Raw genomic sequence first — 14,579 nt, 5'->3', positions numbered from 1 at the left:
GTTAAGTACAAGCTAAATTTAATGTTGCTCCCAAATAAAAAGCACCGATATAAACGGTGCTTAATTTAATTGGTAATGACATGAGATTATTTTAGTTTTCGATACCTTCCGTAGTCATTACAACGCGTTTTAATGTACCGTCTGGATTGTAATATAGTGGATCAATTGCGACTGAACGACGAAAACGACCGCCGCTTGGCTTGCCATCTTTAGGCGGCATAGCGCCTGTGTGATAAATGAAAAATGACTGACCTTTAAACTCGATAATCGATTGGTGATTCGTTTCAGAATTCCCCGCGATTTCATTTAAAATCCCTTTATATTCCCATGGGCCGTGAATTGATTTACTCATGGCATAACAAATTTTTTCAGGGAATTCGCACGCATAGGACACATAATAATACTGTTCTTTTTGTGGACCCACAATGCCTCGGTAAAGTTTGGTAACTCCAACGTTTTAATGTCGCCATCTAATTCCAGCATATTGTCTTTAAGTTTAACGTATTTAGGCATAAAGTTACCAAAGAACATGTAAGTATCGCCGTTCTCTTCGATATAGATTGCAGGGTCTATGTCATCCCAATCATTTGGGGTGTGTTTTGTCATATCGTCTGTTACCAGGGCTTTGCCAATCGCATCTTTAAACGGTCCTGTCGGTGATTTGGACGTTGCGACACCAATAGCAAATCCCGGTTTATCGTCTTTGTGACGAACTGTTGTGTAGAAATAAAATGTCCCGTTTTTTCGACCATATGCGCTGCCCATGCATCACCTTTAGCCCACTTAAAGTCAGTCGCACGCATGATAGGGCCATGTGATGTCCAGTTCACCATATCTTTTGAATAGAACGCTAACCAGTCGTGCATTTCAAAGAAACGATCGTTATGTGGTGCTTCGTCATGACCAGTATATAAGTACACTGTATCACCGACGACTAATGCGGCTGGATCCGCTGTAAATACATCCGTGACAATTGGATTTTTAGCCATTAGGCCGGTACTCATTAATCCGCCCAACACTATAAATAAACACTTTTTAAACATAATACCCTCTTTTGATTTACCCTATTTTTTAATATTATCGAAATATGTAATACAAATTACCATTTATATACTAAATAATTATTTACCTTTAGAACCTCAATTAACGTCTTGTAAATAAAGAATAAATAATAAAAAACCATCATTTGAACCTGTATGTTTTTGAAAAAAATCATACAATAACAAAATTGTAGGTTGATAATATTGTATTACTATTACAGAATAAATCTACAAACTTTGTTCAATTCTAATAAGTTTGCATTGCCTTTGGTAATAATTAAATAACAATAACAGGTTCTATACTTGAGGAATATCAACATGAAACGAAAATTAGCGCTCATCGTGAGCAGCATAATTGCCGTGTCAGGATGTAGCGAATCAGGAAAAGATCTAACCGACTTTTCGACAAGCAATATACCTAACAACTCAAATTATGTTAAAGCTGATCCAACCGCAGGGATTTCTAACAGTGAAAGATTTAACGACTATGGCGTTCATGATCCGTCGGTCATTAAAGTCGATGGCACGTATTACATTTTTGGCTCCCATCTCGCGGCCGCAAAATCCACGGATTTAATGAATTGGCAAGAAGTATCATCTCTCACCGAAGGCAATGTAGACACAAGCCCTCTATTCCAAACGTATAGTACCGAAATTGCCGAAGGTATTGCTTGGACGGATAATTTTAGTGGTAATTGGGCTGCAAATGTAATCCAAGCACCAAATGGAAAGTTTTGGTTTTATTACAACCATTGTGGTCAAGCTAAGCCAGAAGAACCGAATATCGGCACCGAAGTATGTTATCACCGCTCTTATTTAGGATTGGCAGAAGCGGATTCTATTGAAGGTCCATATGTCAATAAAGGGATCTTTTACGCTCGGGTCACCGCGACGGTGAATTGGCGACGTACCCTGTGGATGGTGTGACAGAATATAATGCTGCCATCCATCCTAATGCGATTGACCCAACCACCTTCTATGATAAAGACGGTGGTTTGTGGATGGTTTACGGTTCTTATTCTGGCGGTATTTTTGTCCTTGATATTGATGAAACTTCCGGAATGCCTGTGGCAGGTCAAGGCTTTGGTAAAAAGCTCGCAGGCGGTGATTTTAATGCTATGGAAGGGCCATTTGTATTTTATAGCCCTAAAAGTGATTATTATTATTTAATGTGGTCAAACGGTGGTTTTGCCGATGGCGAAGGTTACAACGTCAGGGTCGCTCGTTCTAAAACACCAGATGGGCCATATTTAGACGCCGAAGGACGTGACGTCATTGATGCTAGAGTTAACAACAATTATGGCGTTAAACTTATTGGTAGCTTCAATTTCGACTCTCCGCTAGGTGAAACTGCAACAGAATGGGGCTATAACGCACCGGGCCACAATTCAGCAATGTATGACGTTGAATTGGATAAACACCTATTTGTTTCCCATACGCGTTTTCCGGTAGAACAGCAGGCCCATGAAAATGCGCATGCAGTGCGGGTTCACGAAATGTGGGTTAACAGTGATGGTTGGTTAGTTTTATCGCCGCATCGCTATGCACCAATCGAAGGTGTTAATTACGTTGATAACCAGGATATTCAAGGTGATTACCGTATTATTTTTCATGAAAATGATACCAATACCGAAGAACATCAATCCTTGTATATCAATTTATCTCAGGGCAACCACGTATTTAAAGGTAATATTTCCGGTGCAGCAAGTGGCACATATACTTTTTCGGAAAATGATAGCCTCATAAATATAACCATTGACGGTACCAATTATAACGGTGTCGTGAAATGGCAATGGAACAAGGGTGAAGAACGTTTAGAGCCTGTTATTTCTGCCATGAGTTCTTCTGGCGAAATGATTTGGGCTCACAAACTCGAAGACAAAACGCCTGCGGAATTATTAGCCGATTTTCAAAACGCAATGGCTGATTATTTTCCAACCGAAACCGAAATTTTGTCTGACGGCAATTTCCTCCTTGCTGGCACTGGCCCACGTGGCTTAACCGTTAGCTGGACGTCGAGCAATGAATACTTAGTTCGTCGCTCAGGTGCAATATATCAAGGTCCGTCTGATCTAGGTGATCAACAAGTCGATATTACAGCAAACGTAACTTACAAAGGTCAGTCGGCAACTTACACTGAAACTGTAACCGTCAAAGCGTTAGAAGCGATTAATATGACTATATTGTCTGCTTTGCCAAAACGTGCACATTTCAGTTTTGATGAAACATTAGCTGAATCTGGCACGTTAACAAATGAAGGTGTTACCTTTACGGATGGTGTCGCCGCTGCAAACGTAGCGGGTGACCCGGCCACTGCAAATTACGTCGATGGTCCGCTAGGTAAGGCCGTTAACCTCGATGGAAGCTATGGTATTTTGCTTGATCCAAGTGTGATTGAAGGCAATGAGTACACAGTGTCGTTTTGGTTAAACCAACAAGAACAACACAATTTCCGTCCAGCAGTTTTTTCTGCCCGAAGTGCTGACTATTGGCAATCCTTCCTTCCTGCAAGTTGGAATGACGGTTTAATGATGTGGTCACATTGGCTCGAAGAAGATGCTTCTTTTCCTTGGTTTGACGGGACGACGAGTGTCGTACCTTACCCAATCAATGAGTGGCACCATGTCGCCTATTCCTTTAAAGAGGGAACCATAGAAATATTCTATGACGGTAAGCTGGTCGGCAGTGCGGAAGGTCTAGAAGACATGCACACTGATAAGCCTGATGGTTCCATTATTACTTTAGGACTCAATTATTGGGATCCAGGTCTTGTTGCCCAATTTGATGAACTAAAAGTTTATTCACAAGCTTTAACGGAAGAAGAAATAAGTGCACTTGAATACAACATGTTCACTGAAGATGCACAAATGACAGCCGTGGCCAAAGAAAACTTATCAATTGCTGCTGACCTGACTTTTGTTGTTGCAGACTTGCCGTTAGCGGGAACCGGAATGTTCGCATCAAGTGTGGTTTGGGAGTCTTCCCATCCAGCGGTTATTGACCAATTTGGTTACGTTACACGCCCGACTCGCGGAAATGAAGATGTCGACGTAACTTTAACTGCGACTATCTCCTTAGCTGGTATAACCGAAACCAAAAGCTTCACCGCTAAAGTTATCGCCGAAGGCCCACCACGTCCAATTGCTCGTTTCAGTTTTGAAGGTAATTTGGCGGACAGCACCGGCAACTTTGCCGATGGTCAAGCTGCGGTAAATGGATTAATTCCTACTGACGCCGCCACAATTTATGACACAGGTATCGTTGGAGATGCTTTCTCGATTGCAGGTGGAAGTTCCGCTGGTGCCAAGTTACCCAATAACTTGATCACTGATCACACATATTCATTCGCTCTTTGGTTGAAACCAAGCAGTTTAAGTCAATTCACAACGGCCTTCTTTGGCGCAGCATCCGCAAATAGCTGGTTTAGCGTCGTGCCGTATGGTCCAGGTGCAGGAAACACGATGTTGTGGTCAGGTACCGCGTGGTTTGATGGTGATTCTGGAGTGCAAATCCCAGTAGATGCGTGGACTCACTTTGCGGTTACCGTTGATGGTGGCAAGTTATCGATATACCTAAACGGTGAATTGGCCAACGAACTTGATGGCTTTCCAGATGTATTTACTGCCGCATCTTCATCTGAATTCTCACTAGGTATTAACTATTGGGACGTAAGTTTTGATGGCTTAATTGATGAGCTTGTTATTTTTGCAGAGCCCATTGAGGCGACTGATATTAAAGAGCTTTTTGATGAAGGCAATTTAGCTGAATAACTAAAAAGCGCCCACCTTGCTGGTGGGCCATAAAAAACAGCGGTAGTGATAAACACAACTACCTAGTTAAAATGAATTTGAGAGAACTAACTTATGTTTAAGCGTTCGACTATATATAAAGCGGTAATAACCGCAATGATGATCTCAGCGCCGAGTTATGTAATGGCAGCTGAAGAAGCAACTGATAGTGACGATATTGAAGTAATTGAAATTAAAGGCATGCGCTCTTCTTTAGTAAAAGCGATGGATCTAAAACGAGAAGAGATTCAAATTGTTGATAGTATCGTTGCGGAAGATATCGGAAAATTTCCCGATAACAATGTCGTTGAAGCACTACAACGTGTACCTGGTATACAGGTAACCGATCGGGCTTCAGGCGAAACCAACGCCGTTTCAATTCGTGGTTTAAGTGACGTAACCACGACCATCAATGGCCGGCAGATCTTTATTTCAACGGGCCGTGGCTACGCGTTAGCCGATACACCTGCAGCCCTGTTAGCTGGTGTTGATGTATATAAAACCCGCTCGGCTTCACAAGTTGAAACGGGTATCGCGGGTCAAATTGATGTTCGAACCCAACGCCCATTTAACTTCGACGGTGTCAAAGTTGTGGCGGCAGCAAAAGGGGTATATCAAGATCAAGCGGATTCGACCGATCCTCATGCTAGCTTTTTGGTATCCAATACTTGGGAGTCAGGTTTAGGAAAATTCGGCGCGCTTGTTAACCTTTCATATTCTGAAACGAATTGGCGTGATGAAAACATTACTTCAGGCGCGGCGGTTCCATTTGCAGGAGCAAACCCATCTTCACCTTTATTGTCTGCGTATCAGCAGATCAACACGACATATGTGGTCGATGGACAGGAAATGACGGCATGGGTCCCAGGCACTCTTGCGGGTTTGCCTACGGCTGCCGGTTCAACAATTAATGTTGGTGGCGTTGATGAAGAATATTTCTTAGCTAGAGATGCAGTATTTGCCTCAGATTTTACAGGTAAACGGGAACGTCCTGCAGCAAATATTTCACTGCAGTTTGCACCAAACGACAGCTCTGAATACTTGTTCGAAGCGTTTTATAACGGATACCGTTCGCAATCGTTCAACAGTTTATTTTTCACGTTTGTAAACCCAAATGGCACTGTGAATTTAGATGACAGTTATACCGTATATGAAGGTACCAATGTCATTAAGGAACGTACAGTATACAACGCAGGCGGATTTAACAGTGGCGATGCGGGTACGGGTAAAACTGACAGTTTTGTTTACGCTTTGGGCGGAAAATGGGACTTAAACGAAGATCTTAAAATTGAGTCAGAGGTGGTCTATCAGCAAAGTACGTTTGAAAGTGAGTTTTTGCGACACGTTGGAATCCTCGTCATCGCGTAGGTGATGCATGGGTTCTAGCTACCATACTGTTGAAGTTGATTTTAACAATGGAAATGGCGTGCCTTCCTTGATTTTCCCTGATGATCCTTCAACGGAATGGGACGAGTCGGACCTAACTAACCCAGAGGCTTATACCATTGGTAGAGCCTGGGATAACGGTGGTAAAGATGAAGGGGAATCTGTGACGTTTACCTTAGATGGTGAATGGTTGGTGGATTTTGGCGGCATCAGTCAAATCAACTTTGGAACTCGATTTGAGCAGAGAACTGCAATAGCTTCCGGCCGCGGCGCTCGAATGGATTGTAGTAATAATGATGACATTGGTTTTTATTGTGATGACATTCAAAGAACACACCAAGACCTAGCGTTTATAAATGACGAATTTTTTGACGACCGAGCTGATGTGCCAGAATCATGGGTTATTGGTGATGGCAATCACTTGTTTGCTGAGCGAGAGTTTTATCGCGAAGGGTTCGGGTTTTCTGAGTTGGCGTCGACTGATATGCGTCTATATGACAATGGCGTTCCAACCATATTTTCACTAAACCTTAGCGAAAACATGAACTCAGAAGAGACCTCTTTGTCATTCTATGCAGAAGCGCAGTTTTATTATGATACGGATATAGGTGAATTTGACGGTTCCATAGGTGCTCGATATTCGGAGGTAAAAACCGAAGGCACCTATACTCAAGCATGTCGCGATCCTCAGGTTAACCCAGCGGATGATAACGCATTTGATGTATCAACAATCATCTATTGTAAAGGAGAAAGCGTCCATGAAAGTGACAAGATATTGCCAACCGCAATTGTACGTTACACTTTCTTAGAGGATTGGATGGCACGTTTCGCCTATACGGAGACTATTAGACGTCCAGATTTTGGTTCCTTTAACCCGCTGCGCTCCTATTTTCCTGACGTCACCGATGTTGGTTATGGGACGGCTTGGCAAGGTAACTCAAATTTAAAACCGGTTGAATCGGCAAACTTAGATATTTCACTAGAGTATTACTTTGGCGAAGGTAACGCGATCTATACGACGTGGTTCCAGCGTGATATCGACGGTTTGTTTATCGATACAACACGCTCAATAAGTATTGAAGGTGCGGATTACCCATTTGTATTGTCACAACCTAATAACGAGGCCACAGGTTCGTTAGAAGGCGTCGAAGTGGGTGTGACGTATTATCCTGAAGAGTTGCCTTAAGCATTCTGAATGGATTAGGTTTCCAAGCGAGTTACACTCAATTAGAAGCCAGCCAAGTAAACCCGCTATTTAGTGCCACAGGCGAAGCGATTGGAACTATGGAAGAACCCATGTTTGGTGTCTCTCCAGATTCTTACAATATTAAGGTCATGTATGAAACTGAAAAGTTCAGTGCTAATTGGTCTTATGTTTATCGCGAAGCATTTAAGCAAAGAAACGAAGCGCGTTTATTCGCTAACCCATTGGCTATTTGGCGCCGACCAGAAACCAGCATTGATGTTCAATTCACTTATGACATAACAGACCAAGTCACCGTTACGTTAGATGCAACAAACATCACAAATGAATTGTACCAAGAATACTACGAGGAACCGGACTTGTTTAACTTTTACACGGGTAACTACAGTCGCACGGTTGCACTAGGTATTCGTTACTCAATGTAGTTAGTTTTGGCTTAAAAACATAAAGTGCTTAGCCCGGGTCCGCCCGGGCTTTTTGTACCCAAATCCCCAAATATAGGGTCAGATACACATAATAATTTGCATGAGGAACAGGTCCTTTGTTTTAGAAATAAAGCTATATTCCCTAAACCAATAAAATCAGGGATGAAACTATGGCAAGGTTACCGAGAGTAGATTTGATTAATAAAAATTGGGGTCAGATACACATAATTATATGCATGAGGAACAGGTTCTTTGTTTTAGAAATAAAGCTATATTCCCTAAACCAATAAAATCAGGGATGAAACTATGGCAAGGTTACCGAGAGTAGATTTGATTAATGTACCTCAACACGTGATTCAGAGAGGAAACAACCGACAAATTTGTTTCGCAAGCGACGACGATTTTGCTAAGGTATTGTCACTGGCTAATGGAGTATTCTCTAAAGTTTAAAGTCGATGTCCACGCTTGGGTTTTAATGACAAACCATGTTCATATACTTTGTACCCCTAGATTTTCAAATGGTGTAAGTTTGATGATGCAAAGTCTTGGACGCCGTTACGTCCCCTATTTTAATAAAAAATATAATCGGAGCGGCACATTATGGGAAGGAAGATACAAAACCTGTTTAATTCAGGAAGAAAAATACTTGATGGAATTATATCGATACATCGAACTAAACCCTGTTCGCGCAAAAATAACTAATGACCCTGCAAATTATTTATGGTCTAGTTATCAAATTAATGGTCTGGGAAAAGTTTCAAAACTGTGCTCCCCTCACCCTTTATATTTGAGACTTGGCGATAATAAGTTTGACAGATTAAAAGCTTATCGGGAGATATTTCGTTCCCATGTTGATGGACCACTATTGCATGATATTCGCGAAGCATTAAACAAAAGCATGGCATTAGGCAGTGAACGCTTCAAATTAGAAGTTGAAACACTAACAGGTCGAAGAGTAATGGAAGGAAAACGGGGGCGTCCTATCAAAATCCACCCAAACTAAAGTTTGAAATTGAAATAAGTGTATCTGACCCCTTTGGGGGTGACAAGATTGAACTTTTGTTCCGCTACGACCTTTCCACCTAATTCTATCGTCATACGCCAAACACCTAACTTATTGTGTTCCGGGGCCCAAATGGTGTCGCCCAAATAGAAATCCCAGTTGTTACTTTTCACATAATGCTCTCCGTCAAATGGCGCCATTATCCGACCATCAGCATCGGGAATGTTAGGGTGGTAAATGCAGTAACGGATTTTTCCCCTTTTGCCCGTTTAATATTGATAATGAATCCAAATTCCACATCGATCACGGCACCAACGGTTGTTGTAAAACGTTTAATCTTTGGTAATGTTTTGTCGTCTGCATCCCATTTGTCATATATCCCGTAGCTAATTATTTCTATAATAGGTTTAGGTTTTGCCATTTTTACTGCTCTGTTTGTTTTGTTACGAAAACCCGAACATAAAATTTACCAACCCTGTAAGCCATGTCACAAGCGCAATCAATAGATTTCACGAACTCAAATTTGAATATTAAAACGTGTAATTAATATGAAACTTACACTAACTTACTTCCATATTTAAATATGTATGATAATATTACCAGAGTAATATGTACTTGCTGGATTTATTCGCAACCAGTACCAAAATAATAAAAAGTATGAAACAGGTTACTTCATGAGTTCACAAAAATTATCTTATCTAGAGAAAGTCGGTTTTGGCGCCGGCGATATGGCCGTTAATGTGGTGATATCTTCGATGATGTTAATCATCTCATTCTTCTATACCGATGTATTTGGTTTAAAACCTACAGATATGGCTATCTTATTTCTATCAGTAAGGTTACTGGATGCTATTAGTGACCCACTAATGGGCATGATAACCGACAAATACACGACACGTTGGGGCCGCTATCGCCCTTACTTCTTATTTCTTTCCGTGCCGTTTGGAATTTCGGTATTTCTTACGTTTAGTACTCCTGACGGCGATTACAACGCAAAACTAATGTGGGCCTATTCAACCTACATTTTTGTTACGCTAATGTTTACGTCAGTGACCATACCTTATATCTCACTTATCGGTGTTATGACCTCAGATCCAAAGGAGCGGCTTTCAGCAAATGGATATCGGTTATTTTTTGCAAAAATTGCAGCGTTTTTAGTCACGATTATCGTACCTAAAGTTGCGGCGGCAGACTACTGGCAAGGCAATATGGCACTAGGATATCAATTTGCGATGGGTATAATGTCAGTATTAGCGGTAGTAATGTTTGTCTTTTGTTTTGCTACAACTAAAGAACGATTGGAACATCAGGTTGACGAAAAACCACTTAAGGAACAATTCACCTTATTGTTGAAAAATGACCAATGGCTCATCTTAGCAGGTGTTTGCATTCTCGGAACGATTGGCTATGTCGTGCGTGGTTCGGTAGCACTTTATTATGCAAAATATTATTTAGGTGGTGATACCAGTATTCAATCCGCCTTTTTAGCGACTGGCGTAAGTGCCGCAATCCTTTCTATGGTTGCTTCAACTTGGATAACAAAGCGCTTTTGTAAGATTAAGTTGTTTCGATATAGCCAAATGGCTGTAGGTGTTATCAGTTTTGCAATGTACTTTTTGGTGGGGCCAAACGACATTTTCTTAGCCTTTATTTTCTATTTTATAATCTCATTTGTGGTGGATTTGCATGCCCCAGTATTCTGGTCTGCGATTACTGAAGCCGTGGACTATGGGCACAATAAAACTGATAAGCGAGTCGCGGGGCTGGCATTTGGTGGTATTTCCTTTTTCCAAAAAGCCGGTATGGGTATTGCCGGAGCTATCGTAGGATGGTTACTCGCGTACTTTAATTATAACCCTTCCCAACAGCAGAGTGAATTTACCTTAACGGGGATAGCGCTAATGCTAACTATAATTCCCGGTGTGTTTCACTACTTCGTTGGGTTGTTGATGAAACGCTACCTGATAACCGATGCGGCATACCAAAAATTGATCACAGAGTTACAGGTCAAAGAATCCAACCAAACTCATTCAACTTCGTCAGACAGTAAAAATACTGTTGTTGTTTCAGGAGCTAAATAATATGAGCACGCAAGCTGCAAAAATGAATACCAATGAACCGTTAATCCCTCAACGTGCTGATCCACATATTTTTAAACACACCGACGGCTACTTTTACTTTACTGGGTCAATTCCAATGTATGGCGGCATTGAATTACGCCGTGCAACAACAATTGAAGGTCTTGCTAATGCTGAACCCGAAATAGTTTGGACCAAACCAGAAACTGGCCAATACAGCGAATTAATATGGGCGCCAGAAATTCATTTTAACCAACGTGCGTGGTACGTCTATTTTGCGGCGGCACCTTCTCGTGAAATCAAAGATGATCTCTTCCAACACCGTATGTACGCCATCAAGTGTTCAGATGATAATCCGGTCGATGGCGAATGGGAGTTTTGCGGTCAAATTGATACAGGTATCGACACGTTCTGCCTAGATGCCACCACATTCACTCATAATGACGTATTGTATTATGTCTGGGCCCAAAAAGGTCCTGGCATAAAAGGCAACTCAAACCTTTACATTGCCCCCATGAAAACGCCGGTGGAAATCAAAGGCGAACCTGTGATGTTAACTAAGCCAGAGTTTGACTGGGAAACCATTGGTTTTTGGGTTAACGAAGGGCCTTCCGTATTAAAGAAAAACGGAAAAATATTTATCACTTATTCTGGCAGTGCAACAGACGAAAACTATGCCATGGGTATGATATGGGCTGATCAAAAGTCAGACCTACTGAACCCCGCGAGTTGGACTAAATCTCAAATACCGGTTTTTCAAACCGACCCCACCGTGAAAATGTTCGGCCCTGACCACAACAGTTTTACTAAAGATGAAAATAATAATGACGTCTTGGTATATCACAGTCGCACCTATACAGAAATCGAAGGTGATCCGCTTTGGAATCCCGATCGTCATGCGTATGTAAAACAAGTGAAATGGGACGTACACGGTATGCCAATTTTCGGTAAACCCGGCCAACCTTAGTATATTTCAGTGGAAACAATTAAAACATGTTAACTACAAAAATCTTCAAATGGCGCTTTTTATCAAGCGCCTTTTTATTATTTGCCTTCTCCACCATCGCTTTCGAAGAGGTAATAGAATCTTTCCCACTGAATCAAATACGAATTACCCATGGCCCAATGGCTCACGCGCAGCAAACAAATGTACGCTATTTATTGGCAATGGAGCCGGATAGGTTACTTGCTCCTTATTTACGTGAAGCCGGGATCGGATCAAAAGTAGAGCCTTATGGTAATTGGGAAAACACCGGATTAGATGGACATATCGGTGGCCACTATTTGTCAGCATTAAGTTTGGCTTGGACGGCTACAGGTCAACCTGATCTCAAGCGCCGACTCGACTATATGATTGAAAGATTAGCAGCAGCCCAAATTAGAACGGGAGGCTATTTAGGCGGTATCCCAAATGGCCTGACAGCATGGCAGGAAATACGCCAAGGCACCATTAAAGCAGACTTATTTAGTCTCAATGACCGCTGGGTACCTTTGTATAATATTGACAAAATTTATCATGGGTTGCGAGATGCCTACTTAATTGGCAAAAACCAACAAGCGCGAGAAATGTTAATAAAACTCACTGATTGGATGTTGGATCTCGTTGCAGGGTTAACTGACGAGCAAATACAGTTAATGTTGTATTCCGAACATGGCGGATTAAACGAAGTCTTTGTCGACGTGGCGACAATAACTGGCGAAGAAAAATACCTAGAACTAGGCCGCCGCTTCTCACATTTGAAAATAATAAATCCATTATTAAATGAGCAAGATGAGCTAACAGGACTGCATGCCAATACTCAAATCCCTAAAATTATTGGCATGTTACGCTACGCGGAAGCCACTAAAAATATAGATTGGATTAATGGCGCCGAATACTTTTGGCAAACGGTAACAGGCAACCGCACAGTTTCGATTGGTGGTAACAGCGTCCGTGAACACTTCCACTCCAGCGAAGACTTCACTCCAATGATTGAAGATATTGAGGGCCCGGAAACTTGTAACACTTACAACATGATGAAACTCAGTCTAATGTTGTTTAAATCCACATCTGAACCAAAGTATTTGGACTACTATGAACGAGCAACCTATAACCACATCTTGTCGTCACAGCATCCAGAACATGGTGGATTAGTTTACTTTACCTCGATGCGCCCCGGACATTATAGAATGTATTCAGCCGTTGAAGATTCAATGTGGTGTTGTGTCGGTTCAGGAATTGAAAATCATAGTAAATACGGTGAATTTATCTACGCCAAACAAGGAGAAAAACTGCTGGTAAATATGTTCGTTCCATCAACTTTAGATTGGCAGGAACAAGGTATTAAAATAACCCAAAGGACCCAATTTCCAGACTCCAACCAAGTTTCGTTAAAAGTAAATGTCGAAGTTGCCAAAAACTTTACCCTCAAAATTCGTCAACCTAATTGGATAGATGCCCCACTAGCCGTCAAACTAAATGGGAAATTGATCACTTCGCAATTTAATAATGGTTATGTCGCCATTGACCAAACTTGGCAAGATGGCGATACCCTAACTTTTGAGCTAATTACTAAGCTCTATGCCGAACAACTCCCAGATGGTCAGGATTACTATTCGTTATTATATGGTCCAGTGGTACTTGCCAATAAAGTAGAAGCATTACAAAACGAAAAGCTCAGTTTTGTCGCTGACAACAGTCGGATGGGACATATCGCGGCGGGACCAACTTGTCCCCCGAGGCCCTGCCAATCATGCTGGCTAGCCCGGATGACTTTATTGCGGGTATTACTCGAATTCCGGGTTCATTGGCTTTTCGAGTCGATAAACATATCGCAACTGTTGAGAACGCCAATGAGTCCATGGCCACCACGTTAATCCCATTTTATAGCTTACACGACAGTCGCCATCAGGTTTATTGGCCGCAACTCGATAAACAAAAGTTTGATGCCTATGCCAAAAAGGTTAAAAAACAAGCGCTTCAGGATGCTGAATTGGCAGCAAAAACGATCGACAAAGTTACTCCTAGCCAACAACAACCAGAGGTTGAACATGAGTTTAAAGGTGATAACACCCGAGCTGGTGTTAATAACGGACATCACTGGCGAGATGCGTTCGGTTGGTTCAGTTATAAGCTTTCTAATAAAGATTTAAATGCAGAATTACTGCGAATAGAATATTTTAAACACGACATAAACCGTCGTTTTGTCATTGAAGTTAATGGAGAGTTATTGGCGGAGGTCGACTTGAAACCACATTCGAGTCAGGATGATTTTTATTATATTGACTACCCATTAACACAGACAATGAAAGAGGCTAAAACTCTAGAACTAAAGTTTCATGCAAAACCAGAGTCTATCGCGGGCGGAATTTATGGAATTCGCTTAATGAGTCACCCTAACTCAATAAAGATCCAGATAAACGATAAAGGTTGCCGAAACGCAGCCTTTTTTACGCCGCGAAAAACACAAAGTTACTTCCACAATAACTCTATGCCTTGGCTTTGGCCTTTGTTTTTTACTCTTAAAACAGACTCTATACTACACTACAAATTTTCTGTAATTCGGTAACTGATGCAATTATGGCCAATACCAACAATGTAAACCGCTTTCCTGCTTTAAGTTAAAACTAAGTGATTAAACATCAGCAAACAAGCGTTTTAAATACTGTTGAATTC

9 protein-coding genes and 3 pseudogenes are annotated in these 14,579 nt (G+C 41.5%); 10 read left to right on the top strand and 2 right to left on the bottom strand.

What is annotated here, in order from left to right:
* Nucleotides 1–91: 91 nt before the first annotated feature.
* A pseudogene (locus tag PN838_RS14325) lies at nucleotides 92–1,043 on the bottom strand (glycoside hydrolase family 43 protein).
* A 315-nt stretch (nucleotides 1,044–1,358) separates the two neighbouring features.
* Between PN838_RS14325 and PN838_RS14320 the strand changes: the two are divergent.
* From PN838_RS14320 to PN838_RS14295, 6 genes are all read left to right on the top strand, one after another.
* Complete coding sequence (locus PN838_RS14320; RefSeq protein WP_272181114.1) at nucleotides 1,359–1,967, top strand: family 43 glycosylhydrolase; 609 nt, start codon at nucleotides 1,359–1,361, stop codon at nucleotides 1,965–1,967.
* Complete coding sequence (locus PN838_RS14315; RefSeq protein ID WP_272181113.1) at nucleotides 1,940–4,810, top strand: LamG-like jellyroll fold domain-containing protein; 2,871 nt, start codon at nucleotides 1,940–1,942, stop codon at nucleotides 4,808–4,810. The genes PN838_RS14320 and PN838_RS14315 overlap by 28 nt, the downstream gene beginning before the upstream one ends.
* A gap of 93 nt (nucleotides 4,811–4,903) precedes the next feature.
* Entirely contained in the window at nucleotides 4,904–6,196 is a 1,293-nt protein-coding gene (locus PN838_RS14310) for a TonB-dependent receptor plug domain-containing protein (protein ID WP_272181112.1), read from the top strand.
* A 7-nt stretch (nucleotides 6,197–6,203) separates the two neighbouring features.
* Entirely contained in the window at nucleotides 6,204–7,400 is a 1,197-nt protein-coding gene (locus PN838_RS14305; RefSeq protein WP_272181111.1) for a TonB-dependent receptor domain-containing protein, read from the top strand.
* Between the two features lie 98 nt (nucleotides 7,401–7,498).
* Nucleotides 7,499–7,843 (top strand): hypothetical protein, encoded by a 345-nt coding sequence (locus PN838_RS14300; protein WP_334313372.1) that lies wholly within the window; start codon nucleotides 7,499–7,501, stop codon nucleotides 7,841–7,843.
* A 427-nt stretch (nucleotides 7,844–8,270) separates the two neighbouring features.
* Nucleotides 8,271–8,846 (top strand): transposase, encoded by a 576-nt coding sequence (locus PN838_RS14295; protein WP_272181110.1) that lies wholly within the window; start codon nucleotides 8,271–8,273, stop codon nucleotides 8,844–8,846.
* On the opposite strand, the pseudogene PN838_RS14290 reads toward PN838_RS14295, so the two are convergent.
* Nucleotides 8,843–9,267 (bottom strand): annotated as a pseudogene (locus tag PN838_RS14290) (DUF3859 domain-containing protein). The gene PN838_RS14295 and the pseudogene PN838_RS14290 overlap by 4 nt on opposite strands.
* A 253-nt stretch (nucleotides 9,268–9,520) precedes the next feature.
* Between PN838_RS14290 and PN838_RS14285 the strand changes: the two are divergent.
* The 4 genes and pseudogenes from PN838_RS14285 to PN838_RS14270 all read left to right on the top strand — a co-directional run bounded on the left by PN838_RS14285 (nucleotide 9,521) and on the right by PN838_RS14270 (nucleotide 14,472).
* Complete coding sequence (locus PN838_RS14285) at nucleotides 9,521–10,927, top strand: MFS transporter (protein ID WP_272181109.1); 1,407 nt, start codon at nucleotides 9,521–9,523, stop codon at nucleotides 10,925–10,927.
* A 1-nt stretch (nucleotide 10,928) separates the two neighbouring features.
* A complete protein-coding gene (locus PN838_RS14280; protein ID WP_272181108.1) occupies nucleotides 10,929–11,891 on the top strand; it encodes a glycoside hydrolase family 43 protein in 963 nt (320 codons plus the stop codon).
* Nucleotides 11,892–11,917: 26 nt separating this feature from the next.
* Nucleotides 11,918–13,770, top strand: a pseudogene (locus tag PN838_RS14275) (glycoside hydrolase family 127 protein); the annotation flags it as partial.
* Nucleotides 13,765–14,472: a DUF6805 domain-containing protein gene (locus PN838_RS14270; protein ID WP_502592201.1), complete on the top strand. Its 708-nt coding sequence runs from the start codon at nucleotides 13,765–13,767 to the stop codon at nucleotides 14,470–14,472. The pseudogene PN838_RS14275 and the gene PN838_RS14270, both read left to right, overlap by 6 nt.
* The last annotated feature ends 107 nt before the right edge of the window (nucleotides 14,473–14,579 follow it).

The organism is Psychrosphaera algicola, assembly GCF_028401425.1.
In the GTDB taxonomy this organism is placed as follows: domain Bacteria; phylum Pseudomonadota; class Gammaproteobacteria; order Enterobacterales; family Alteromonadaceae; genus Psychrosphaera; species Psychrosphaera algicola.
This window is presented reverse-complemented; position numbering and strand designations above follow the sequence as displayed.

Coding starts and splice junctions, on each gene's coding strand:
- PN838_RS14295 (WP_272181110.1), top strand. CDS start 8,271: ATGGAGTATTCTCTAAAGTTTAAAGTCGATGTCCACGCTTGGGTTTTA.
- PN838_RS14320 (WP_272181114.1), top strand. CDS start 1,359: ATGAAACGAAAATTAGCGCTCATCGTGAGCAGCATAATTGCCGTGTCA.
- PN838_RS14310 (WP_272181112.1), top strand. CDS start 4,904: ATGTTTAAGCGTTCGACTATATATAAAGCGGTAATAACCGCAATGATG.
- PN838_RS14270 (WP_502592201.1), top strand. CDS start 13,765: ATGGCCACCACGTTAATCCCATTTTATAGCTTACACGACAGTCGCCAT.
- PN838_RS14280 (WP_272181108.1), top strand. CDS start 10,929: ATGAGCACGCAAGCTGCAAAAATGAATACCAATGAACCGTTAATCCCT.
- PN838_RS14285 (WP_272181109.1), top strand. CDS start 9,521: ATGAGTTCACAAAAATTATCTTATCTAGAGAAAGTCGGTTTTGGCGCC.
- PN838_RS14305 (WP_272181111.1), top strand. CDS start 6,204: ATGGGTTCTAGCTACCATACTGTTGAAGTTGATTTTAACAATGGAAAT.
- PN838_RS14300 (WP_334313372.1), top strand. CDS start 7,499: ATGGAAGAACCCATGTTTGGTGTCTCTCCAGATTCTTACAATATTAAG.